Below are 23,203 nucleotides of genomic sequence, written 5' to 3'. Positions count from 1 at the left end.
GTGGCGGCCGTGAGTACGGTTTCCTCGGCAGGCAGACGGTTCGTGCTGCTCGCCGGGGTGATCGTGGTGGCCGGCGGGCTGGCCGCGTGGTGGATTCTCACCGCGGGCCGGGCCGCCAACGAGGGGTTCGACATCACCGACGAGGGCTACTACCTGCTCTCGTACCGGTGGTGGGACAGCAACCCGCTGGCGCTGACCGGTGTGCAGTACCTGTACGGCCCGGTGTTCGAGTGGTTCGGGTACGACATCGCGAAACTGCGCTTCTTCCGGCTGTTCACGGTGGTCGCCGTCCATCTCGTCTTCGGCTACAGCTTCATGCGGTGGCTGCGGGGGCGACGGCCCGGTGCGCCGCCGACCCGGCTGTGGGAGGCCGCGGGCACGGCGGTCGTGCTGGCCGCGGGCGGGATGTGTTACAGCTGGATCCCGCAGTCGCCCGGCTACAACGATGTCGTGCTGCTCGGCGCGCTGACGCTGGTGTCGTGTGTGCTGTGGATGGCGACCGCGGTCGATCGCGGGACGCCGGTGCCGTTCTGGATCTTCCTCGTCGCCGGTCTGGTGATCGGCGTGATGGTGCTGGCCAAATGGACATCGGTCGTGGTGATCGGGCTGATCGTGATCACCGCCGTGGTCGTGCTGGCCGGTCAGGGCGCGCGATCCGTTGCCCGCGGCATCCTTTATGCGCTCGGCGGTCTGGCGCTGGCGGCGCTCGTCGTCCAGCTCTTCGTGGTCCGCCTGGACGTCGCGGTGCCGGGGATCCTCGACGTCAACAGGTTCATCGCCGGGACGTCGTACACGCCGCCCGAGCTGCTGCACCTGTACTGGACGAGCACCGTCGACCTGGTCGGCCGCACACTCGTCGCGCACGGCCTGCTGCTGCTCGCGGTCGCGGTTGCCACGATCGCCCGCTGGCGTTGGCTCCGGATCGCGGCCGCGGTCCTCGCGCTGATCGCCCTGGTCGTGTCCGTCCGTCACGTCGCTGTCGCCGACGGTGCGCTGGGCGGCTCGCAACACATCCCGATGTACGCCGAGACGCTGCTGGCCGCCGTACTGGTGGCGGTCGTGGCAGGGGCGGGCGCCGTGATCGCGGGTCGCGCCGGTGTCACAGCCCGCTCCCGGTTGAGCCGCGAGAACACCCGGACCTGGGTGATCCTCGCGCTGCTCGTACTGCTGCCGCTGGTCCAGGCGTTCGGCACGAACACGCCGCTCTACACGATCGGCTTCAACGCGTTCGCCGCCTGGGCGGCGGTGATGATCGCCGTTCTCACCGGCATCTGGGCCACCCCGGTCGTGGCGCGGCTGACGCTCGGCATCGTCCTCGCCGGCGCACTGGTGGCGACCTCGACGATCGCGTACACGGGCCTGTTCCGTTACCCCTACCGCTCGGTCGGCCACTCGCAGCTGACCGCGGCCGCGACGATCCCCGCGCTCGACGGCCTCTACCTGTCACCGGCCGCCGAGGAGAACTTCGGCCGCCTGGCCGCCGACCTGCGCCCGTACACCGAGCCGCCCGGGCGGCCGATGCTCGCCTTGGACAAGATGGCGGGCCTGGTCCTGATGCTCGGCGGCCGCCCGCTCGGCGAGGCCTGGATCGCGCCGAAGGAGCGCGCCCGTACCGCCGCCGGGATCGAGGAGGTGTGCCGCACGGAGCATCCGTCCAGGGCGCCGCTGGTGATCCTGAACCGGGAGATCTCGGACGTGGAGATCGACGCCCTACGGGCGTGCGGGCTGGACTTCCGCGCGGAGTACGAGCAGCTGGCGCCCGCGCGCGCCACGATCGGCCTGCAGGTGTGGATTCCGAAGGCCGAGCGGGGCGGCCGCGCCACCGGATGAGATCCTGTTCCCGACGATCGGACAGGATCTCGGACAGGAAGGTGGCGCATGATCAAGGTCGGGGTCCTGGGGGCCAAGGGCAGGATGGGCGCTCAGACGTGCCTCGCGGTCGAGGAGGCCGCCGACTGTGAGCTGGTCGCCCGGCTCGACCAGGGCGACGCGCTCGACGCGCTGACCGCGGCCGGCGCCGAGGTGGTGGTCGACTTCACCCGCCCCGAGGTCGTGATGGACAACCTGGCCTGGTGTATCGAGCACGGCATCCACGCCGTCGTCGGCACCACCGGCTTCGACGACGAGCGCCTCGCCACCCTGCGCGGGCTGCTGGAGAAGGCGCCGGAGACCGGTGTCCTGATCGCGCCGAACTTCTCGATCGGCGCCGTGCTGATGATGCAGTTCGCCGCGAAGGCCGCGCCGTACTACGAGTCGGTGGAGATCGTCGAGCTGCACCACCCGGACAAGGTCGACGCCCCGTCCGGTACGGCGCGCCGCACGGCGGAGCTGATCGCCGACGCGCGCCGCGAGGCCGGTTCCGCGCCGATCCCGGACGCGACCACGACGGCGCTCGACGGCGCCCGCGGCGCGGACGTCGCCGGGATCCGGGTGCACGGCGTCCGGCTGCGCGGCCTGATCGCGCACCAGGAGGTGCTGTTCGGCGACGAGGGCGAGACGCTGACGATCCGGCACGACTCGATGGCCCGCGTCTCGTTCATGGCCGGCGTGCTCCTCGGCGTCCGGCGGATCGGCGGCGCACCGGGTCTCACCGTGGGCCTCGAGCACTTCATGGATCTCTCCTGAGATGAGAGCCAAGCAGACCGCGTTCGTGCTTGCGGTCGTGTTCGTCGCGTACGCCGTGCTGATCGGCTGGCGTGGCGTGCTGCTGGTCAAGGTCGGTACGCCGGTCGCGGTCGTGCTCGGGGTCGCGGTGCTGGTCATCCCGCTCGTCGGGGCGTACTTGGTGTGGCGCGAGATCCAGTTCGGGCGGCGGACCGAGGCGCTGGCGCGCGAACTGGAGGCGGCCGGTGGCCTGCCGGTCGACGACCTGCCCCGGCGGCCGTCCGGGCGGGTCGACCGGGCCGCCGCGGACGAGGCCTTCGGGCGCTACAAGGCGGAGGCGGAAGCGGCCCCCGACGACTGGCGGGTGTGGTTCCGGCTGTCCACGGCGTACGACGCCGCGGGGGACCGGAAGCGGGCCCGCGAGGCGATGCGGACGGCGATCGCGCACCACGACCGCACCTCGTGAGTTACCCGGGAGTTCGCTGTGAACGTCCCGAGATGACTGACAACCGGGTGCGGAACGGGCTATTTTCAACAAGGTACGTGGCAGCCGCCACGTAAAGGTCGGAGACTGGGTGGAGCCGTCCTGTGCCATCAGACGGGTCTCGCCGTGGCTCGGACGACGTTCAGGGGGCTGGGTTCGGTGGCCTGCTGCGACGGCACCGGCGGGAGGCCGGGCTGTCGCAGGAGAAGCTGGCGGAGCTCGCCGGCCTGAGCGTCGACGCGATCGCGGCGTTGGAGCGGGGGAGGCGTCGTGCGCCGCGGGCGCACACGCTGCGCCTGCTCGCGGACGCGTTGCGGCTCGGTGATCCGGACCGCGCGGCGCTGACCGCGGCCGCTCGTCAGGAGGCCGACACCGCACGGCCACCGCTGCGGCAACCGCCGGCGCCGATCAGCGAGATGATCGGGCGGACGACCGAGCTGACCGCGACGAGCCGCCTGCTGGGGCAGCGAATCACGCGTTTGCTCACCCTGACCGGGCCTGGCGGCGTCGGCAAGACCCGGCTCACGCTGGCGCTCGCCGGCCAGGTGGCCGACAGCTTCCCGGACGGCGTCTGCTGGGTGCCGCTCGCCGCGGTGACCGACTCCGCGGCCGTCGCGCCGACGGTGGCCACGTCGATCGGCATGCACCTGCTGGAGAGCACGCGGCTCGTCGAGGAGATCGCCGACCAGATCGGCCGGAGCACGATGCTGATGGTGTTCGACAACTGCTCGCACCAGGTCACGACGGTCAGCAGCATCTGCGCGGCCCTGCTCGAGCACTGCCCGAACCTGTCGATCCTCGCCTCCAGCCGCGAACTGCTCCGGCTGCCGGGCGAGAGCGTGTACGTCGTCCCCGCGTTGTCGCTGCCGCACGACGAGGACCAGCTGGCCTCCTCGGAGGCCGTGCGGCTGTTCGTCGAGCGGGCGACCGCGCGCGGCTACGACCCGGCCGGCCAGCTCGACCAGGTCGCCCGCGTCGTCCGCCGGCTGGAGGGGATGCCGCTGGCGATCGAGCTGGCCGCGGCGCGGATGAACGTGATGACGATCGAGGAGCTGGCGAGCGAGCTCGAGACGTCGTTCAGCATCCTGGCCGGCGGCCCGCCGACCGCCTCGCCGCGTCAGCAGTCGATGTACGGCGCGATCGAGTGGAGCCACGCGCTGCTCACCCGGACCGAGCGCGAGGCGTTCGCCCAGCTGTCGGTGTTCGCGGGCGGCTGGACGCTCGGCGCGGCGGCCGCGGTGATGCCCGGCGGCGCCACCCGGGTCGAGGCGCTGGACATCATCGGCAGGCTGGCGGACAAGTCGCTGATCCGCGTGGTGCGGCGCGGCGGCGTCGCGCGGTACTACATGCTCGGCGTGATCCGGGAGTTCGCGGCCGACCAGCTGCGGGCGTCCGGCGAGACCGACGCGGCCGCCGCGCGCCACGCGCGGTACTACGTGGAGCTGGCGGAGGAGTCCGAGAGCCACCTGCGCGGGCCGGACCAGGGACAGTGGCTCGAGCGGCTGGAGGGTGAGCTCTCGAACCTGCGTGCCGCGATGGCGTGGGCGTTGCGGACCGGTGCAGCCACCGAGGCACTGCGGCTCGCCGCCGGCCTGTGGCTGTTCTGCTATCTGCGCGGCCATTACGCCGAAGGCAGCCAGTGGCTCGAGCGTGCCCTGCAGCTCGCCGACTCGGCGCCGCCCGAAGAACTCGCGGACCTGTCCACGGTGTGCGCGAAGGCGAATCTGGGCGCCGGCACACTGGCGTTCCTCCAGTGCGAGTACGACGCCGCGACCACGCGACTGCAGACCGCGCTACGGCAGTACAAGGAGCTGGACGACCCGGCCGGTACAGCGTTGGTGCTGCAGCGACTCGGCGGGGTCGCGCGCGAACGCGGGGACTACGAGGCGGCCGAGGACCTGCACTGCGAGAGCTTCGACCTGTACGAGAGTCTCGGCGACCGCGGCGGGATGGCCTGGGCGCACAACCACCTCGGGTTCGTGGCCTGGCTCCGTGGTGACCTCGAGATCGGCGCGCGCCGGTGCCGGCGGGCCCGGGACAGCTTCCGGGTGGTCGGCGACGGTGAAGGCCTCGCCTGGTCGTTGATCAGCCTCGGCGCGATCGCGCAGTACGGCGGTGAGCTGGTCGAGGCCGAGGACCTGCTGCAGGAGAGCCTCGCGCTGTCGCAACGGCTCGGCTACCGCGAGGGTGTCGCCTGGTCGATGAACCAGCTCGGCGTCATCGAGCGCCGGCGCGGCCTGACCGAGCGCGCCGTGCACCTGCTGGACGAGAGTCTCGCCGAGCATCGTGACCTGGGGGACCGGTGGCGCTCGGCCAGCGTGCTCGAGGAGCTGGCCGCCGTCGCCCAGCAACGCGAACGCAGCGAGTACGCCGCCTTCCTGCTCGGCGCCGCCGACGGGGTGCGCGAAGTCATCGGCGCACCGGTGCCGGTGATCGAGAAGGCCGATCGTGAGGCGACGCGAGCCGCCGTCGAAGCGTCCCTCGAGCGGCGGGCCTTCCGGGCCGCCTGGTCGGCCGGCCGCGCGGCGCCGTTGGCCGCGGTCGCGGATGGTTATCCGCCGCCCGGGGCGCCATCGACCGCTCGGACCCGGGACCCGCTCTGACGCCGATGGTGCCTCGCGAGACACCACGACCTGGGGGATCGACGGTGCCCCGCGAGGGATCTGGTGGCACGGATCGCGAATGCGTGACCCGGCCGGCTGTGTCTCTGTCTGACCCCCCAGGCAGTCCCCCCACCTCACAGCCGGCCGAAGCCACGTCGGCGATGGTCACCGTCGTCGAGCCCTCCCAGTCGACGGCCGGTTCCTCCGCGCTGACTCAAGGTTGCCGTTATCACGCTGTGTCGCACAGGGACGGAACCCTGACATCGCCCTGACAAATTTGTCCTGACAACGAAAGCCCCGGCCGGAATTCGCCGACGGTGACCGTGAACTGCCGGTGCGTAGGTGAATTCCGGCGGTTTTCAAACGCTCGCTACGGCAGATATCCGGAAATCGCCTTGGTGAATCCGGCGATCTTCCGCAGCGGGGCGCCGCTGCCGTCGTCGAAACCGGGCTCCTCGGTCTCAGGAGCGGGAATGCCTTCACCGGCACAGGAAACGTCCGCGGCCGGTGCGACCCCGGTGGCGAGGAACGTGTTGACGATCCGGTCCGCGCACTGGTTCACGCCGCCGTACACGCCGTGGTCGCCCTCGTTCGTGACGGTCAGCAGCCGTGAGCCGGCGTACCGGCTGTGGGCCGAGGCGGCCAGGCTGTAACTGGTCGCCGGGTCGTGCACCGACTGCACCATCAGTGTCGTGGGCAGGCCCTTCCCGGTGGGCGTCGGCATCGTGAGGTTCGGCCGGTCCCAGTAGAAGCAGGGGTTCTGGGTCATCGTCCAGCCCAGCAGCGGGAAGTGCGGACCGAGCCGGGCGGCGAGTTGCTCGCCGTACTCGCGGCCCTGGGGCCAGACCGTGTCGTTGCAGGTGATCGCGGTGAAGGTGGCGTCCTCGGCGTCGTCCTCACCGAGCATCCGCAGGCCGATGGGTTCCCGGCCGGCGCGTTGCACGAGTTGGCGCTGGCGGGCCGGCGAGAGTGCGTCGACGCGGCGTTGTGCGGCCCGCGGACCGCCTTTCGCCTGGGCCGCGGAAAGGTCTTTCAAGAACAGCAGATCGGCGGCGAGGGAATGGAAGTCGAGTTTCGAGTACATGTCCCCGGACACCATCTGGTCGAGGACGTTCTCGTCGTAGGTGACGTTCACCGCGCCGTCCAGGAACTCCTCGGTCGCGGGCCGTTCCTTCAGCGTCCGGCGCAACCGCTCGTACAGCCGGATGACCTCGCCCGGTGACGAGCCGAGCCGCAGCTGGTCGTCGTACCTGGCCGCCCAGGGCGCGAAGTCCTCGCGGAAGCGGCGCTCGAAGGCCTGCGGCTGGCTGACGAACGTGTCCATCCAGGTCTTGGTGAAGTCGGTGTTCGAGTCCAGCACGAAGCGGCCGACATGCTCGGGGAAGTACGTCTGGTAGTACGCGCCGAGCCAGGTGCCGCCGGAGTACCCGAGGTAGTCGATCTTGTCGTAGCCGAGCAGCTGCCGGATCAGGTCCATGTCCTGCACGGTCTGGGCCGTCGTGATGTAGGGGAGCAGGCCGCGGGACTGGCGGTCGCAGTACGTCCGGGCCATCGCGGACGCCTCGGCGATCAGGTCGCGGTTCGCCGGGTCGCGGTCGCGGGCGTCCATCGTGTAGCCGGGCGTGCCGGCGCAGCTGACGTTCGAGCTGCCGCCGGTGCCGCGCGGATCGAAGCCGACGGCGAGGTGGTCCTTGGCCAGCGGCGCCTGGCTCGCCAGGTACGGCGCCATCCCGATGCCGGCGCCGCCCGGTCCGCCCGGGTTGCCGAACACCACACGGCTCGGCTTGCCCTTGGCAGGCGCGACCTTGCTGACCGCGATCTGGAGATCGTTGCCGGAGTACTGGTTGGCCCAGTCGCGCGGGACGGTGATCTTCGCGCAGAAGGTCCGCATCTCGGGTTCGCCGCACAGGTACCAGTGCGGTTTCTGGTCGAGGTACTTGTTCGCGGCCGGATGCGGTCTGTCGACAACGGTCTCCGCTTGCATGGAGGCGGTCGCTCCCGACCCCGGCACGACGAGAACGGCGGCAACGGACAGCCCTAGGCCGACGGCCAGGGGAAGGTACTTCATACGGACTCCAGCGGATGGCCAAGCGTGATCGGTCCGTGACAATCTGTCATGCCCGCCGACAGCCGTCGAGCACCACCCCCGGCTCGTCGCCGATCGGCCGAGTGCTATGCGCCGGCGGACGGCAGGAAGTACGCGAGCATCCGGATCCGCCGGCTGCCCTCCGGCGCCTCGGTCCGGTTCAGGTACGGCTTCAGCAGCGTCTCCAGGTCTTCCTGGATGGTCCGCAGCTCGTCAGCGGTGACGGTCATGCCGGCGTTGAACAGGCCCGCCGCTCGCGCCCAGTCCAGCTCCAGCTTCGGCTCCGTCTGCTCGACCCAGTCCCGTGGCACCTGCTCGTAGTTCAGCAGCATCGCGTTGCTCAGCTCACGCGCGGCCAGTTGGACGTCCTCGGGCCCGGACTCCGGCACCTCGAAGAACACGCCGCGCCCGACCGCGCGCCACCCGTCGCCGTCGGCCACGAGCAGGCCGACCTGGGCGAGACCGTCGACATGACCCTGGGCTTCTGCCGACCCGATCCCGACTTGCTCGGCCAGCTCCGCCACGGTCGCCGTACCGCGGGTCAACCGGTCCATCAGTGCGAGCCGCACCGGATGGGCGAGAGCTCGCAGGACCGGGGCCTCTGTGAGCACCATGTCCCCGACGTCGTTCACTTCCACCGGTGCCATGCGCGGCTACTCCGTGCCCGGGTCGGTGTGGAGGCGGATCTGCTTGATCCGGACCGACTCGTCGCCGTAGAGGTCGAGTTCGCGGTGGGCGCCGTCGGGAGCCCAGCCGGCTTCGGTGTAGAAGGCCCGCAGCACGTCGTCGGTGGAGTTGACCCAGACGGTGACCCGCTGGAAGCCGTCGGCGCGGATCGTGTCGACGACCGCGTTGAGCAGCCGGGAGCCGTGGCCGGCTCGCGTCGCCTCCGGGTTCACGGCGAGCTCGGCGATCAGCGCGTCGCGCTGCGGGTCGGAGTCCGGGTCGTCGGACGGCGTGATGGCCGCGAAGCCGACCAGCGTACGGCCGGCCAGCGCGACCATCACCCGGTTGCGCGCCTCGCCCGGGGCGACCAGCGCGGCCCGCCACTGGGCCGCGAACTGCGCCGGGTTCAGATCGGCGAGGACATCGGCCGGCAGCAGCCCGGCGTACGACGTACGCCAGGCCGCGACCTGGATCTCGCCGATCTCGTTGGCCTCCGCGGGCAGCGCCAGCCGCACGCTGGTCTCGGCCACGGGGGCCTCGGCGGACAGATCCGAGAGGTTGGCGGGTTCCGGTACGCCGAAGTCGCTCATGACGGCAATCCTCGCAAGTCAGTACACGAGCCGCCGCAGCAGGGTCTCGGCCGGCCCGCGGTACGAACGCAGGCTCATCGCGTACGCGCCGGCGACCGAGACGATCCAGACGCCGATCGCGACCAGCGCCGCGGTGTACGCCGTACTCCCGAGCCGCAGGTCCAGAGTGAACGGGGCCAGCAGCGCCATCCACGCCACCGACTGGAACAGGTACCCCGACAGCGACCGCTGACCCAGTGCGGAGATCGCGCGTACCGGCAGCGACTGCCTGCGGATCCGCGTGATGAGCAGCCCGAACAGGGCGACGTACCCGGGACCGCCGAACATGCCGCTGGTGTGGGACAGGAGGTTGAGCGTGCCGATCGCGTTCTCGTCGACGTGCATCCAGCCGGCGCCGACCAGTGCGAGCGGTACGCCGCCGGCGAAGGTGATGCCGAGGCAGATGACGGCGGCGCGGGTCAGCAGGGTCCGGTGCGCGGCGGGGTTCTCCAGGAGCTGCTTGCGAGCGGCCCAGATGCCGAGCCAGACGATGACGACGACGCCCAGCACGGTGGCCATGTGCAGCGGGTACTCCTGCAGCCGGTCGACGATGCTTGCGAAGTACGAGGTGGCGGCCAGCGACGGGTTCGGCTCGTTGGTGAGCGGGTGCGCGGGGCCTGAGCTGTTCATCACCGCGAGCACGGCCCGCGCTCCGATGGCGACCGTCTCGACGACCATGATCGCCCAGACGACGAAGACGAGCCGGTGGAACTTGGCGCCGCGGTTGAGCAGGAACAGCGTGCAGATGATGCCGACGATCCCGTACGCGCCGAGGAAGTCGCCGAAGTACAGCAGCGTCGCGTGGACCAGGCCGAAGGCGATCAGCCAGGCGTTGCGCTTGAGCAGGATCCGCCGGACGGCGCCGGCGGTCGCACCCGCGGAGCGCTGCCGGCGGGCGAGCTGCACCAGGCCGTAGCCGAACATCACCGCGAACACCGGGTACGCCCGGGCGTCGACGAAGGTGAGCTTGAGGAAGTTCAGGACGCGCTCGACGCCGTGCGGCGCGCTCTCCAGGCCGGGCTGGCCGGCGAACGCGAAGTTGGCGCCGTTCGCGAGGCCGATCAGCAGCAGCATCGCGCCGCGGATCAGGTCCGGCGCGAGGGCGCGCTCGCGGCCGGTGACCGGACCGCGGTGGTCCGGTGCCTGGGTGCTGAGGGTGGTGGTCACGGGGTCCTCCGGGAAACTGTTTAGCCCTTGAACGGATAACAGCATCCTCGCCGTCCGTGACCGGTCGTCCCCAGTGCGTCAGACCCACTTCGGGAGGTAGGTCCAGGACCACCTTTGTGACACTTGTTGTTGATTCCGGGAAAAAGTGTCACATATGCTGGGGGGATGGACAGCTTCCAGGCGACCATCGACGCCGACGGCCGGATCGAGCCGCGGGACGCGATGCCGGACGGGTACCGCAAGACCCTGATCCGGCAGATCGCGCAGCACGCGCACTCGGAGATCATCGGCATGCAGCCGGAGGGCAACTGGATCAGTCGCGCGCCGTCGCTGCGCCGCAAGGCGATCCTGATGGCGAAGGTGCAGGACGAGGCCGGCCACGGTCTGTACCTGTACGCCGCCGCGGAGACGCTCGGCGTCGACCGCGCGGACCTGCTCGACCTGCTGCACAGCGGGAAACAGAAGTACTCCAGCATCTTCAACTACCCGACGCTGACCTGGGCCGACATCGGCGCGATCGGCTGGCTGGTGGACGGCGCCGCGATCGTCAACCAGGTGCCGCTGTGCCGCTGCTCGTACGGTCCGTACGCGCGGGCCATGGTGCGGGTCTGCAAGGAGGAGTCGTTCCACCAGCGGCAGGGCTTCGAGATCCTCTACACGCTGTCCAACGGCACACCCGGGCAGAAGGCGATGGCCCAGGACGCGCTGGATCGCTGGTGGTGGCCGTCGCTGATGATGTTCGGCCCGCCGGACGCCGCGTCCACGCATTCGGAGCAGTCGATGGCGTGGGGGATCAAGCGGCACAGCAACGACGAGCTGCGGCAGCGGTTCGTCGACATGACCGTCCCGCAGGCCGACGTGCTCGGGCTGCGGGTGCCCGACGACGGCCTGGCGTACGACGAGGCGTCGGGGCACTACCGCTTCACCGAGCCGGACTACGCGGAGCTGTACGAAGTTGTCAAGGGCAACGGTCCGTGCAACCGGCAGCGGTTGTCCAAGCGGGTCAAGGCGCACGAGGACGGCGCGTGGGTCCGCGAGGCCGCCGCGGCGTACGCAGCCAAGCAGTCGGTGAAGGCGGGTGCGGCATGATCGAGCCGTTGTGGGAAGTGTTCGTACGATCTCGGCGCGGGTTGTCGCACACGCATGTGGGCAGCCTGCACGCCCCCGACGCGACGATGGCGTTGCGGAACGCGCGGGACGTGTACACGCGTCGCCAGGAGGGCGTGTCGATCTGGGTCGTGCGCGCCGCCGACATCACCGCGTCGTCGCCGGACGAGAAGGACGAGTTCTTCGACCCGGCCGGCGACAAGGTGTACCGGCACCCGACGTTCTACGAGGTCCCGGAAGGTGTCGAGCACCTGTGAGCGACCTGTTCGAGCAGGATCTGATCGAGTACGGCCTGCGGCTCGGTGACGACGCGCTGATCGCGGCGCAGCGCACCGCCGAGTGGATCGCGGCCGCGCCGCAGCTCGAGGAGGACGTTGCCCTAGGCAACATCGGGCTGGACCAGCTGGGGCAGGCGCGGTCACTGCTGCAGTACGCGGGTTCGCTGGACGGCCGCAGCGAGGACGACCTGGCGTACTTCCGGGACGAGCGCGAGTTCCGCAACCTGCAGCTGTGCGAGCTGCCGAACGGCGACTTCGCGCACGCGATGGCCCGGCTGCTGTACTTCGCGACGTACCAGCAGCTGCTGTACGACGAGCTGCGGTCGTGCGCCGACGAGACGCTGGCGGGCGTGGCGGGGAAGGCGGTCAAGGAGGTCGCGTACCACGTCGACCACGCCACGCAGTGGGTGCTGCGACTGGGCGACGGGACCGACGAGAGCCACCGCCGGATGCAGGCCGCGCTGGACGCGCTCTGGCCCTACACCGCCGAGATGTTCGAGTCCGACGCCCTGGTGCGGCGCCTGGATGTCGCCGTGGATCCCTCGACCTTCCAGGACGCCTGGACCCATCGAGTGCTGGGCGTCGTCGACCAGTCGACCTGTGAGCGGCCTTCCTCCTCCTACCAGCACACCGGTGGTCGTGCGGGCCGGCATACCGAACACCTCGGCTACCTGCTCGCCGAACTGCAGCACATCGCGCGATCCCACCCGGGGGCGACATGGTGACCGACGCGGCGATCCTCGAAGCGGTCGGCGAGGTCCTGGACCCGGAGGTGCCGGTCCTGACGATCGCCGACCTCGGCGTCCTGCGCGGCGTCCGGCACGAGGGCGACGAGGTGGTCGTGACGATCACCCCGACGTACTCCGGCTGCCCCGCCATGGACCTGATCCGCCACGAGGTCGAGCTCACCCTGCGGTCGCTGGACGTCGACGGCCGGGTGGAGACCGTCCTGTCGCCGGCCTGGACCACCGACTGGATGACGGACTCCGGCAAGGCGAAACTCACCGAGTACGGCATCGCCCCGCCCACCGGCCACACCGGCCACTCCGCCGGCGCCCCGGTCCTGCTGCAGCTGAGCGTCCGGTGTCCCTTGTGCGGTTCGCCGAACACGTCGGAGCTGAGCCGTTTCGGCTCGACCTCCTGCAAATCCCTGTGGCGCTGCAACAGCTGCAAGGAACCCTTCGACCACTTCAAGGCGATCTAGATGACGACCGTCGCCCCCCGCCGCCGCGCCACCTTCCATCCGCTGAAGGTGGCCGCGATCGAGACGATCACCGACGACTCGGTGGCGATCACCTTCGCCGTGCCGCCCGAGCTCGCGGACGAGTACGAGTTCGCGGCCGGCCAGCACCTGACGGTCCGCCGGGCCGGGGAAGAGGTCCGCCGTAGCTACTCGATCTGCTCGCCCGCCGGATCGGGGGTGCTGCGGATCGGCGTGAAGCGGCTCCCCGGCGGCGAGTTCTCGTCGTACGCCGCGAACGACCTGAAGGCCGGCGACGAGCTCGAGGTGATGACCCCGCTCGGCCGGTTCGGCACGACGTTCGACGCCGCCAACGCCAAGCACTACGCGTTCGTTGCCGCCGGCAGCGGAATCACGCCGGTCCTGTCACTGGTCGCGACCGTCCTGGCGATCGAGCCGTCCAGCCGGGTCACGCTGCTGTACGGCAACCGCACCGCGGGATCGGTGATGTTCGCCGACGAACTGGCCGACCTGAAGGACCGGTACGCGGAGCGCTTCCACCTCGTCCACGTGCTGTCCCGCGAGACGACCGAGGTGGAACTGTTCAGCGGGCGGATCGACAGCGACCGGCTGCGGCGGATGTTCGCGACGATCCTGCCGCTGGACTCCGTCGACGAGTGGTTCCTCTGCGGCCCGTACGCGATGGTCGTCGGCGCCCAGGACCTGCTGCTGGCCGAAGGCGTCACGCGCGAGCACGTGCACGCCGAGCTCTTCCACGTCGGCGACGAGGCGCCCAAGGCGCCCGTCGAGGAGTCCACCGCCGACGAGGACGCGGCGCAGGTCACCGTCATCCTCGACGGCCGCCGGTCCACGTTCGCGCTCGGGGAGCACTCGAAGGCGGTGCTGGACGCGACACTCGCCGTCCGGTCGGACGCGCCGTTCGCCTGCAAGGGCGGCGTCTGCGGCACGTGCCGGGCCAAGGTGCTCGACGGCAGCGTCCGGATGGACACCAACTGGGCACTGGAACCTGACGAGATCCGCGCCGGCTACGTCCTCACCTGCCAGTCGCACCCGACCACACCCCAGGTCACACTCGACTTCGACGCCTGACCCCGCGAGCTGGTTCACTCCGCCGCATGAGCGAACCCTTCCCCGCGCGGCCCCCGATCACGACCGAGGAACGCGAGTTCATCGCAACCGTCGAGACCGCGATGCGGCCGCCGTACCTCGCAGCGGTGGCGCACGAGTTCGGCCCGTACGGCCGACCGTCGGAGGAGATCGCGGCGCAGATGTCCGCCGCGGCTCCGGGCGAGCGCCTGCAGACGGCCATCGAGGCGCGCATGAATTCGGGCCGGCACTTCGACGCCCTACCGGCGGAGGAGCGGTCCGCGGCCGCCGAGCGGGCAGCGCTGGCTGCCGCCAGGACGCTCTCGCAGTTGACGGTCGAGACCGCCGAGGGCCGGCTGGGCAACCTCGCCGGCAAGGGAGCGGATCACCTGCTACGAGGGCAGTACGAGGAAATGGCGCACGCCGCGGCCGGTCAGGCAGGAGGGGTGCTGGGCGGCGCGATCAACCGCGCACGCTTCCTGCAAATGGCCGAGATCCAGCGCCAGGCAGGCGCCGGCGTGACCCCACCTGCCCCCGGGCCCCGGAGCGCCCCAGGCACAACCGAGTCCGCCGCGATGAACCCGGCCGACCGGGTCAAGGACACCCGCGCCCACGGCCGCGACTGACACTCCGGCCGCAGCAACCATCCCCGCCCGGCGACTGGGGACCTACTCAGCCGCGTGCCACGGTCGCATCTCGCTGGATGACGTTAACCGTGGCTCGCGACCGAAACTCAGTCGGTGCCGGACTCCATGGCGGCGCGGTCGAGGAGCTCGTCCTCCTCGGTCGCCTCGCCGCGGGAGGCGATCGCCTCGGCGCCGCCCTTGGGCAGCTCGCCGATCAGCTCGGTGGACGACGCGAGCGCGGGGTTGGCCGAGCCGAACATGCCGAGGCCGGCGTACTGCTCCAGCTTCGAGCGCGAGTCCGCGATGTCGAGGTTCCGCATGGTCAGCTGGCCGATCCGGTCGACCGGGCCGAACGCCGAGTCCTCGATCCGCTCCATCGACAGCTTGTCCGGGTGGTAGCTGAGCGCCGGGCCCGTGGTGTCGAGGATCGAGTAGTCCTCACCCCGCCGCAGCCGCAGCGTGACCTCGCCGGTGACCGCCGTACCGACCCAGCGCTGCAGCGACTCCCGGATCATCAGCGACTGCGGGTCGAGCCAGCGGCCCTCGTACATCAGCCGGCCGAGCTTGCGGCCCTCGGTGTGATAGCTGGCCAGCGTGTCCTCGTTGTGGATCGCGTTCACCAGCCGCTCGTACGCCGCGTGCAGCAGCGCCATGCCGGGCGCCTCGTAGATCCCCCGGCTCTTCGCCTCGATGACCCGGTTCTCGATCTGGTCCGACATGCCGAGTCCGTGCCGCCCGCCGATCGCGTTCGCCTCCAGCACCAGGTCGACCGCGGTGCCGAACTCCTTGCCGTTGATCGTCACCGGCCGGCCCTGCACGAACCCGATCGTGACGTCCTCGGCGGGGATCTCGACCGTCGGGTCCCAGTGCGCGACGCCCATGATCGGGTCGACCGTCTCCACCCCGGTGTCGAGGTGCTCGAGGGTCTTCGCCTCGTGGGTGGCGCCCCAGATGTTCGCGTCGGTGGAGTACGCCTTCTCGGTGCTGTCGCGGTACGGCAGGCCGTGCGTGACCAGCCACTCCGACATCTCCTTCCGGCCGCCCAGCTCGTGCACGAACTGCGCGTCCAGCCACGGCTTGTAGATCCGCAGCTGCGGGTTCGCGAGCAGGCCGTAGCGGTAGAACCGCTCGATGTCGTTGCCCTTGAACGTCGACCCGTCGCCCCAGATCTGCACGTCGTCGTCGAGCATCGCCTTGACCAGCAGCGTGCCGGTCACCGCCCGACCGATCGGGGTGGTGTTGAAGTACGTCCGGCCGCCCGACCGGATGTGGAACGCGCCGCAGGCGAGCGCCGCCAGGCCTTCCTCGACGAGCGCCGCGCGGCAGTCCACCAGCCGGGTGATCTCCGCGCCGTACGCCGTCGCGCGGCCCGGGACCGACGCGATGTCGGGCTCGTCGTACTGCCCGAGATCAGCGGTGTACGTGCACGGGATCGCACCCTTGTCCCGCATCCACGCAACCGCAACCGACGTGTCGAGACCACCCGAGAAGGCAATCCCGACCCGTTCACCGACCGGCAAAGAAGTAAGCACCTTGGACACAGGAAAAGTATGCATCACCCTGCATGATTATGCAAAGCCGGGCCGCGGGAACAACCCTCCACTCCAGTGGGCAACCCCTCGGTTGGAGGGTTGCCCACTGAGGATCTGACGGGGGAACCCTCCAGCTGAGGGGGCAACCTGCGTGGCTGATGGGGTTGGTGGGGCCGGTGGGGGAGGATGGGGGCCGGATTGGGAGGGGTGAGGCTCCGGATGATGGGGCGGTCGCATGCGTTGTCGGGGTGGTGTGCCGGGCTGGCGGTGGCGCCGCTGGTCGGGCTGACCACGGTGGCCGAGGTGGTGCCGTTCGCGGCGGCCACGGCCGGGTACGCCCTGGTGCCGGACCTCGACCACCCGGGGGCGAGCGCGTCCCGCCTGCTCGGTCCGCTGACCCGGCTGGTCTCGGCCGCCGTCCGGGCCTTCTCCGGCGTCCTCTACGCGGTGACCAAAGGGCCGCGCGACGAGGACAGCACCGGTAAGCACCGCCATGCGACGCACACGCTGGTCGCCGCGGTCCTGCTCGGCATGCTCGCGGCCAGCCTCGGCGACCGAGGCAAGTGGGCCGTCCTCGCCGTGGCGGTCGCCGGGCTGGTTCTCGCGGCCGACGCGCTGGGTGACTGGATCGTCCTGGCGGTGCTCGGGGCGGCCGGCTGGTCGATCGTCAGCACCACGGGTGCCGGCACTGTCCTCCCGGGGACCGCGGCGGCCGACGCCCTGCAGTCAGGTCTGACACAGATCGGCGGGTGGATCGGCGCGGCAGTTGCCCTCGGCATGTTCGTCCACTGCCTCGGAGACAGCCTGACCCGTTCCGGCTGCCCGTGGCTGTGGCCGCTGCCGATCCGCGGCGAGACCTGGTACGAACTCCGCCTGCCGAAGCCGCTTCGCTTCCGGACCGGCCACTGGTTCGAGCACGCGGTGATCGTGCCGGTCCTGACCGTCGCCGCCGTCCTGCTCCTGCCCGGCGGGCTCCAGGTGGTCGAGCGGCTCTTCGACGCGACGAGCGTCTGGCTCGCCGGCCGGTCCTGATCTCAGTCCTGCATCAGTCCTGCCTCAGTCCTGGAGCCGGCCCGTCAGGTACGACGGGATGCCTCCGGACTCGAGCGCCGCGGCGAACCGGCGCTGGTTGCGCTCGCCCGGCCATGCCTCCCAGTAGAAGAGGGGAAGCGCGAGGGCGGCGCCGACCAGGACGACCCAGAAGCTGTCGGCGACGAACGACAGCGCGACCGAGATCAGGAACACGGCCTCGCAGACCGCGAAGCGGGTGAACGTCGACGCGGTGAACCGGCGCCACGAGTCCGCCTCGATCTCGGCGGCCGTCCGGGTGGAGTGCTCGAGCGGGGGAGTGCGGAAGCCGACGAGCTCGCAGATCGAGTACGCGCCGACTGCGGCGGCCAGCACCACCAGCAACGGCCAGCCGGTAGGGAACTCGCCGATCCCGTCGGTCACGAGGACGAACCACAGGACCAGCGTCATCAAGGGGATCGCCCCGGCCATCGTCGCGCAGACCATGGTCAGGCTCTGGCGGGCGGCGGGCGTGGCAGCAGAAGGTGTCGACACGCGGACGAGACTAGGCCATCGGGATGGCATCGGGATGGCATCGGAATCTCTACGCAATGCACTCATTTCATCACGGAGAGTATTTGCAGAAGTTTTTCCGGACTTTTTTGCCAGAAGCTGTAACGCCTACCGGGCGGCGCCCGATAGGACGAGTGAGCCTGGTGGCTGCCCGGACCCCCGAGCGGACAGCCACCAGGCCTACCCATTTCTTCAGGCTTCGGGAGCGGTAATCTGAGGCCCATGTCCTCGCCAGAATCCACGCCCTCGCAGGCGCTGCCCTTCGGCCGTCTGACGACCGCGATGATCACGCCGTTCCGGCCCGACGGTTCCCTCGACCTGGACGCCGCCCAGAAGGTCGCGACCTACCTGGTCGACGGCGGCAACGACGCCCTGGTGCTGAACGGGACCACCGGCGAGGCGCCGACCACGTCGGATGCGGAGAAGGTCCGGATCATCCAGGCGGTCCGCGAGGCCGTCGGCGACCGGGCCAAGCTCGTCGCCGGCGTCGGGACCAACGACACCGCCCACACGATCGAGTGCGCCAAGCAGGCCGAGGCCGCCGGCGCGGACGGACTGCTCGTCGTCACGCCGTACTACAACAAGCCTCCGCAGGACGGGCTGCGCGTGCACTTCACCGCGGTCGCCGACGCCACCGGCCTGCCGAACATGCTGTACGACATCCCCGGCCGGTCCGGCGTCGAGATCAGGAGCGAGACCCTGATCGCACTCGCCGAGCACCCGCGGATCGTCGCGGTGAAGGACGCCAAGGGCGACATCGCCGGGACCACCAAGGTGCTGGCCAACACCGATCTGTTCTACTACTGCGGTGCCGACGAGCTGAATCTCGCCACGATGGCGGTCGGTGCGGTCGGCATCGCGAGCGTGGTAGCCCACGTCGCGAGCCGGGAGTACCGGCAGCTGATCGACGCCGTGGTGGCCGGCGACCTCGCCACCGCACAGACGATCGAGCGACGGCTGGTGCCCGCCGTCGAGGCGATCATGACCAGGACCCAGGGCGCCATCATGGTGAAGGCCGCCCTCAAGCTGGCCGGTGTCATCGAGCACGCGACGCTCCGGTCGCCGTTGGTTGAGGCGACCGCCGGGCAAGTGGACCAGCTCACCACCGACCTCAAGACGGCAGGACTGATTGCATGAGCCATCCCCATCCAGATCTCTCCGCGCCCGGACCTCTCGCTCCGGGCGCTTTGCGGGTCATCCCGCTCGGCGGCCTCGGCGAGGTCGGCCGGAACATGACGGTGTTCGAGTACGACGGCAAGCTGCTGATCGTGGACTGCGGCGTACTCTTCCCGGACGAGAACCAGCCCGGCGTGGACCTGATCCTGCCGGACTTCGAGCCGATCCGGGACCGCCTCGACGACGTCGTCGCGGTGGTCCTGACGCACGGCCACGAGGACCACATCGGCGGGTTGCCCTACCTGCTGCGTGAGCGGGGCGACATCCCGGTGGTGGGATCGCAGCTCACGCTCGCGCTGCTCGAGGGCAAGCTGAAGGAGCACCGGCACCGCAACGTGCCGCAGCAGACCGTGGTCGAGGGCGAGAAGCTGCAGATCGGGCCGTTCGTCTGCGAGTTCGTCGCGGTCAACCACTCGATCCCGGACGCGCTCGCGGTGGCGATCAAGACGCCGGCCGGCACGGTGCTGCACACCGGTGACTTCAAGATGGACCAGCTGCCGCTGGACAACCGGATCACCGACCTGCGCGCGTTCGCCCGGCTCGGCGAGGAGGGCGTCGACCTGTTCATGGTCGACTCCACGAACTCCGAGGTGCCCGGCTTCACCACCCACGAGCGCGACATCGCGCCGGTGCTGGACCGGGTCTTCACCAAGGCGAAGAACCAGCGCATCATCGTCGCCTGCTTCGCCTCCCACGTGCACCGCGTCCAGCAGGTCATGGACGCCGCGGTGAAGCACCGCCGCAAGGTGGCGTACGTCGGCCGCTCGATGGTCCGCAACATGGGCGTCGCCCGCGACCTCGGCTTCCTGACCGTGCCCGGCGACACGCTGATCGACATGCGGGACCTGGACAACTACCCGCCGGAGCAGGTGGTGCTGGTGTCGACCGGTTCGCAGGGCGAGCCGATGTCGGCGCTGTCCCGGATCGCCGCCAACGACCACAACGTCGTGCACCTGCAGCCGGGCGACACCGTCGTGCTGGCGTCGTCGCTGATCCCGGGCAACGAGAACTCGGTCTACCGGGTGATCAACGGCCTGATCCGGCACGGTGCGAACGTGATCCACAAGGGCAACGCGCTGGTGCACGTGTCCGGCCACGCGAGCGCGGGCGAGCTGCTGTACTGCTACAACATCGTCAAGCCACGCAACGTGATGCCGGTGCACGGCGAGGTCCGGCACCTGCACGCGAACGCGGACCTGGCGGTGCAGACCGGCGTACCGCGGGAGAACGTGGTCGTCGTCGAGGACGGCGTCGTGGTCGACCTGATCGACCGCAAGGCCGTGGTGGCCGGCAAGGTGGACTGCGGGTACGTGTTCGTGGACGGCTCGACCGTCGGCGACATCACCGAGACCTCGCTGAAGGACCGCCGGATCCTCGGTGACGAGGGCTTCATCTCGGTGATCGCGGTGATGGACTCGGTGACCGGCAAGCTGACCGCCGGGCCGGAGATCCAGGCCCGCGGGTTCGCCGAGGACGACACCGTGTTCGACGACCTGAAGCCGAAGATCGAGGCGGAGATCGAGAAGGCGATCGGCAGCGGCGTCGACGACATGTACCAGTTGCAGCAGGTGATCCGCCGAGTGGTCGGCAAATGGGTCAGCGACACCCACCGCCGGCGCCCGATGATCATTCCGGTCGTGGTGGAGAGCTAGTCACCCGGTGTAATCTCTGCGCGAGCACAGGAAGGGTGGGCCGGCGATGAGTGTCAGCGGGGTGAACGGGACGGGCCAGCGCCGGCCCACGATGAAGGAGGTCGCCGCCCGGGCCGGGGTCGCACTGAAGACCGTGTCCCGGGTGGTGAACGAGGAGCCGAACGTCAGCCCGGAGCTGACCGCCAAGGTGCAGGCGGCGATCAAGGAGCTCAACTACACCCCGAACGAGTCGGCCCGGATGCTGCGCCGCGGCAAGACCGGGACGATCGCCGTGGTGATCCGCGACATCGGCGACCCGTTCTTCGCCTCGCTCGGCCGCGCGGTCGAGCTGTGGGCGCGCTCGTCCGGCTCGGTCGTGATGATCGGCCTGACCGACGAGGACCCGGAGCGGGAGCGCGACGTCTGCCTGGAGTTCGTCGCCCGGCGCCCGGACGCGCTGATCATGGCGCCGATCGGGGAGACCCAGGAGTATCTCGCGCCGCATGTCGACGCCGGGATGGCGGTCGTCACGATCGACCGTCCCGCGCACGGCATCGAGGCCGACGCCGTGCTCGCGGACAACGCCGGCGGTATCGACCAGGCGATCGACCACCTGGTCCGGCAGGGCCACCGGCGGATCGCGTACCTGGGCGACGACGAGCGGATCTTCACCGCCCGCGAGCGGGTGGTGGCCTACCGGGCGGCGATGGCCCGGCACGGGATCGGCGTCGACGAGGACCTCGTGCACCTGTCCGAGCCGACCACCGAGGGCATCGGCATCACGCTGTCGGCCGTCCTGGACCGCGCCGAGCCGGCCACGGCGCTGCTGTCGGCCAACAACATGACCACCGCCGAGGTGCTGCGGGGTCTGGCCGGCCGGCGGGACAAGGTGGCGCTGGTGTCGTTCGACGACCTTCAGCTCGGCGACCTGCTCAGCCCCGGCCTGACCGCCGTCGCGCAGTCGGCCGACGTGATGGCCCGGACGGCCATCCAGCTGATGACCGAACGCCTCCCCGAGCCGCACCGCCCCGGCCGCACGGTCCGCGTCCCGGTGAAGCTGACGATCCGCGGCTCCGGCGAGATCCCACCCGCCAGCTGAGGTTCATCCGCCCTTCACCGGGGCGGCGCAAGCTGACGCCATGACATTGAGTCGCCGCCAGCTCCTGGCCGCATCTTCCGTCGCCGGTGCGTCGTTGGCCCTGCCGGGCGTCGCATCCGCGGCACCGAATCTCGTCCGTCGTGACCGGGCCGCGTTGCCGTCCGGCGTCGCGAGTGCGGATGTCACGCCGAACTCGGCCGTCGTGTGGTCGCGTGCCGACCGGCCCGGGCGGCTGGTCGTGCAGCTGACCAGCCACGGCCGCTTCGACAAGGCGATCTGCCTGCGCGGCCCGAAGACCGACGCCGCCGACGACTTCACCGCCCGGCTGCCGCTGCGTGGCCTGCGCCCCGGCCAGCGCTACGACTACCGGATCGGCTTCGAGGACGAGAACGGCCGGATCGGCCAGACGCTCGACGGTTCGTTCGGTACGCCGGGCCGCAACAACCCGGTGTCGTTCGTGTTCACCGGCGACACCGCCGGGCAGGGGTACGGCATCAACCCGGACCTCGGCGGGATGGTCGCGTACCGGGCGATGCACGACACCCGGCCGGACTTCTTCCTGCACTCCGGCGACAACATCTACGCCGACGGCCCGATCCAGGCCGAGCTGAAGGTTGCCGACGGCACCGTGTGGCGGAACGTGGTGACCGAGGAGGTCGCGAAGGTCGCCGAGACGCTGGCCGAGTACCGCGGCCGGTACAAGTACAACCTGCTGGACACCAACGTGCGGTCGTTGTACGCCGACGTGCCGCTGATCGCGCAGTGGGACGACCACGAGACGCTGAACAACTGGTACCCGGGGGAGATCCTCACCGACGCCCGCTACACCGAGCGGCGTGTCGACGTGCTCGCGGCGCGCGCGAAGAAGGCGTTCCTCGAGTACCTGCCGATGGAGCACGTCGCGGGCCGGGACCGGATCTACCGCAAGGTGAGCTACGGCCCGCTGCTCGACGTGTTCTGCCTGGACATGCGTACCTATCGCGGCGCGAACCCGGTGCCGTCGACGGCCGGCCCGGTGGCGATGCTCGGCGCCGAGCAGGCCGCCTGGCTGGTCCGTGAGGTCGCGGCGTCGCGGGCGACCTGGAAGGTGATCGCCAGCGACATGCCGCTCGGTGTGCTGGTGCCGGACGGCGACCTGATCGAGGCGGTCGCGAACGGCCTGCCAGGGGCGCCTGGCGGCCGCGAGCACGAGATCGCCTGGGTGCTGAGCCAGTTCAAGAAGCGCAAGGTCCGCAACGCGATCTGGCTGACCGCCGACGTGCACTACTGCGCGGCACACCACTACGACCCGTCGCGGGCGGCATTCACCGACTTCGACCCGTTCTGGGAGATCGTGGCCGGCCCGATCAACGCCGGCACCTTCGGGCCGAACGCACTGGACAGCACGTTCGGGCCGGAGGTGGTGTTCTCGAAGGCGGCCGACTTCGCGAACCAGTCGCCGGCGGGCGGCAACCAGTTCTTCGGTCACACGTCCATCGACCCGCGGACCGGCGTGTTCACGGTCTCGCTGCGCAACCTGTTCGGCACGGTGCTCTGGACCAAGGACATCACCCCGGCCCGGCACTGAGATTCTTCAGTGGGCCAGTCGTACCCACCGGCTCCGGCGCCTGCGCGGGATGCCGCCCACCGGGGCCGGCGGGTACGACG

General features: G+C 70.4%; 21 protein-coding genes. 15 read left to right on the top strand and 6 right to left on the bottom strand.

Features of this window, described 5'->3' with window-relative positions; translation table 11 throughout:
• Positions 1-9: 9 nt before the first annotated feature.
• The 4 genes from ABZW60_RS23275 (at position 10) to ABZW60_RS23260 (ending at position 5,691) form a co-directional block, all read left to right on the top strand.
• The gene (locus ABZW60_RS23275) at positions 10-1,830 is read left to right on the top strand and encodes a hypothetical protein (RefSeq protein WP_355479980.1); all 1,821 of its coding nucleotides are present in this window, start codon (positions 10-12) and stop codon (positions 1,828-1,830) included.
• A 48-nt stretch (positions 1,831-1,878) separates the two neighbouring features.
• Positions 1,879-2,625: a 4-hydroxy-tetrahydrodipicolinate reductase gene (gene dapB, locus ABZW60_RS23270; RefSeq protein WP_355479978.1), complete on the top strand. Its 747-nt coding sequence runs from the start codon at positions 1,879-1,881 to the stop codon at positions 2,623-2,625.
• 1 nt (position 2,626) lies between these two features.
• Complete coding sequence (locus ABZW60_RS23265; protein ID WP_355479976.1) at positions 2,627-3,070, top strand: hypothetical protein; 444 nt, start codon at positions 2,627-2,629, stop codon at positions 3,068-3,070.
• A 122-nt stretch (positions 3,071-3,192) separates the two neighbouring features.
• A complete protein-coding gene (locus ABZW60_RS23260) occupies positions 3,193-5,691 on the top strand; it encodes a tetratricopeptide repeat protein (RefSeq protein ID WP_355479974.1) in 2,499 nt (832 codons plus the stop codon).
• A gap of 370 nt (positions 5,692-6,061) precedes the next feature.
• Here ABZW60_RS23260 and ABZW60_RS23255 read toward each other — a convergent pair whose 3' ends face one another.
• The 4 genes from ABZW60_RS23255 to ABZW60_RS23240 form a co-directional block, all read right to left on the bottom strand.
• Entirely contained in the window at positions 6,062-7,759 is a 1,698-nt protein-coding gene (locus ABZW60_RS23255; protein WP_355479972.1) for an alpha/beta hydrolase, read from the bottom strand.
• 104 nt (positions 7,760-7,863) lie between these two features.
• Positions 7,864-8,424 carry a winged helix-turn-helix domain-containing protein gene (locus ABZW60_RS23250; RefSeq protein WP_355479970.1) on the bottom strand — a complete coding sequence of 187 codons (561 nt, stop codon included), beginning with the start codon at positions 8,422-8,424 and terminating at the stop codon, positions 7,864-7,866.
• Between the two features lie 6 nt (positions 8,425-8,430).
• Entirely contained in the window at positions 8,431-9,033 is a 603-nt protein-coding gene (locus ABZW60_RS23245) for a GNAT family N-acetyltransferase (protein WP_355479968.1), read from the bottom strand.
• A gap of 18 nt (positions 9,034-9,051) precedes the next feature.
• The gene (locus tag ABZW60_RS23240) at positions 9,052-10,239 is read right to left on the bottom strand and encodes a DUF418 domain-containing protein (protein WP_355479966.1); all 1,188 of its coding nucleotides are present in this window, start codon (positions 10,237-10,239) and stop codon (positions 9,052-9,054) included.
• Between the two features lie 165 nt (positions 10,240-10,404).
• Between ABZW60_RS23240 and paaA the strand changes: the two genes are divergently transcribed.
• The 6 genes from paaA to ABZW60_RS23210 are packed head-to-tail and all read left to right on the top strand — an operon-like array spanning position 10,405 to position 14,537.
• Positions 10,405-11,328: a 1,2-phenylacetyl-CoA epoxidase subunit PaaA gene (paaA, locus tag ABZW60_RS23235; protein WP_355479964.1), complete on the top strand. Its 924-nt coding sequence runs from the start codon at positions 10,405-10,407 to the stop codon at positions 11,326-11,328.
• The gene (gene paaB / locus ABZW60_RS23230; RefSeq protein ID WP_130446600.1) at positions 11,325-11,603 is read left to right on the top strand and encodes a 1,2-phenylacetyl-CoA epoxidase subunit PaaB; all 279 of its coding nucleotides are present in this window, start codon (positions 11,325-11,327) and stop codon (positions 11,601-11,603) included. Before paaA ends, paaB begins: the two co-directional genes overlap by 4 nt.
• Entirely contained in the window at positions 11,600-12,349 is a 750-nt protein-coding gene (gene paaC, locus ABZW60_RS23225; RefSeq protein WP_355479962.1) for a 1,2-phenylacetyl-CoA epoxidase subunit PaaC, read from the top strand. Before paaB ends, paaC begins: the two co-directional genes overlap by 4 nt.
• Positions 12,343-12,828, top strand: a complete 486-nt coding sequence (gene paaD / locus ABZW60_RS23220; RefSeq protein WP_355479960.1) for a 1,2-phenylacetyl-CoA epoxidase subunit PaaD — start codon at positions 12,343-12,345, stop codon at positions 12,826-12,828. The genes paaC and paaD overlap by 7 nt, the downstream gene beginning before the upstream one ends.
• Complete coding sequence (paaE, locus tag ABZW60_RS23215) at positions 12,829-13,914, top strand: 1,2-phenylacetyl-CoA epoxidase subunit PaaE (RefSeq protein WP_355479958.1); 1,086 nt, start codon at positions 12,829-12,831, stop codon at positions 13,912-13,914.
• Positions 13,915-13,940: 26 nt separating this feature from the next.
• Positions 13,941-14,537 (top strand): hypothetical protein, encoded by a 597-nt coding sequence (locus tag ABZW60_RS23210; RefSeq protein ID WP_355479956.1) that lies wholly within the window; start codon positions 13,941-13,943, stop codon positions 14,535-14,537.
• A 107-nt stretch (positions 14,538-14,644) separates the two neighbouring features.
• Here ABZW60_RS23210 and argG read toward each other — a convergent pair whose 3' ends face one another.
• Entirely contained in the window at positions 14,645-16,078 is a 1,434-nt protein-coding gene (argG, locus tag ABZW60_RS23205) for an argininosuccinate synthase (RefSeq protein WP_355479954.1), read from the bottom strand.
• A gap of 213 nt (positions 16,079-16,291) precedes the next feature.
• On the opposite strand from argG, the gene ABZW60_RS23200 reads away from it, so the two are divergent.
• Positions 16,292-17,101 carry a metal-dependent hydrolase gene (locus ABZW60_RS23200; protein WP_355479952.1) on the top strand — a complete coding sequence of 270 codons (810 nt, stop codon included), beginning with the start codon at positions 16,292-16,294 and terminating at the stop codon, positions 17,099-17,101.
• 24 nt (positions 17,102-17,125) lie between these two features.
• Here the strand turns inward: ABZW60_RS23200 and ABZW60_RS23195 are convergent, their stop codons facing one another.
• Positions 17,126-17,632 carry a hypothetical protein gene (locus tag ABZW60_RS23195; protein ID WP_355479950.1) on the bottom strand — a complete coding sequence of 169 codons (507 nt, stop codon included), beginning with the start codon at positions 17,630-17,632 and terminating at the stop codon, positions 17,126-17,128.
• 240 nt (positions 17,633-17,872) lie between these two features.
• On the opposite strand from ABZW60_RS23195, the gene dapA reads away from it, so the two are divergent.
• The 4 genes from dapA to ABZW60_RS23175 are packed head-to-tail and all read left to right on the top strand — an operon-like array spanning position 17,873 to position 23,123.
• Positions 17,873-18,787: a 4-hydroxy-tetrahydrodipicolinate synthase gene (gene dapA, locus ABZW60_RS23190; protein ID WP_355479948.1), complete on the top strand. Its 915-nt coding sequence runs from the start codon at positions 17,873-17,875 to the stop codon at positions 18,785-18,787.
• Complete coding sequence (locus tag ABZW60_RS23185; protein ID WP_355479946.1) at positions 18,784-20,478, top strand: ribonuclease J; 1,695 nt, start codon at positions 18,784-18,786, stop codon at positions 20,476-20,478. Before dapA ends, ABZW60_RS23185 begins: the two co-directional genes overlap by 4 nt.
• 46 nt (positions 20,479-20,524) lie before the next feature.
• Positions 20,525-21,556: a LacI family DNA-binding transcriptional regulator gene (locus ABZW60_RS23180; protein ID WP_355479944.1), complete on the top strand. Its 1,032-nt coding sequence runs from the start codon at positions 20,525-20,527 to the stop codon at positions 21,554-21,556.
• Positions 21,557-21,596: 40 nt separating this feature from the next.
• A complete protein-coding gene (locus ABZW60_RS23175) occupies positions 21,597-23,123 on the top strand; it encodes an alkaline phosphatase D family protein (RefSeq protein WP_355479942.1) in 1,527 nt (508 codons plus the stop codon).
• Positions 23,124-23,203 lie beyond the last annotated feature (80 nt).

The organism is Kribbella sp. NPDC003557, from assembly GCF_040610805.1.
Classification (GTDB): domain Bacteria; phylum Actinomycetota; class Actinomycetes; order Propionibacteriales; family Kribbellaceae; genus Kribbella.
Note: the sequence above shows the minus strand (reverse complement) of the source record. Positions and strands in the feature narration are given on the sequence as shown.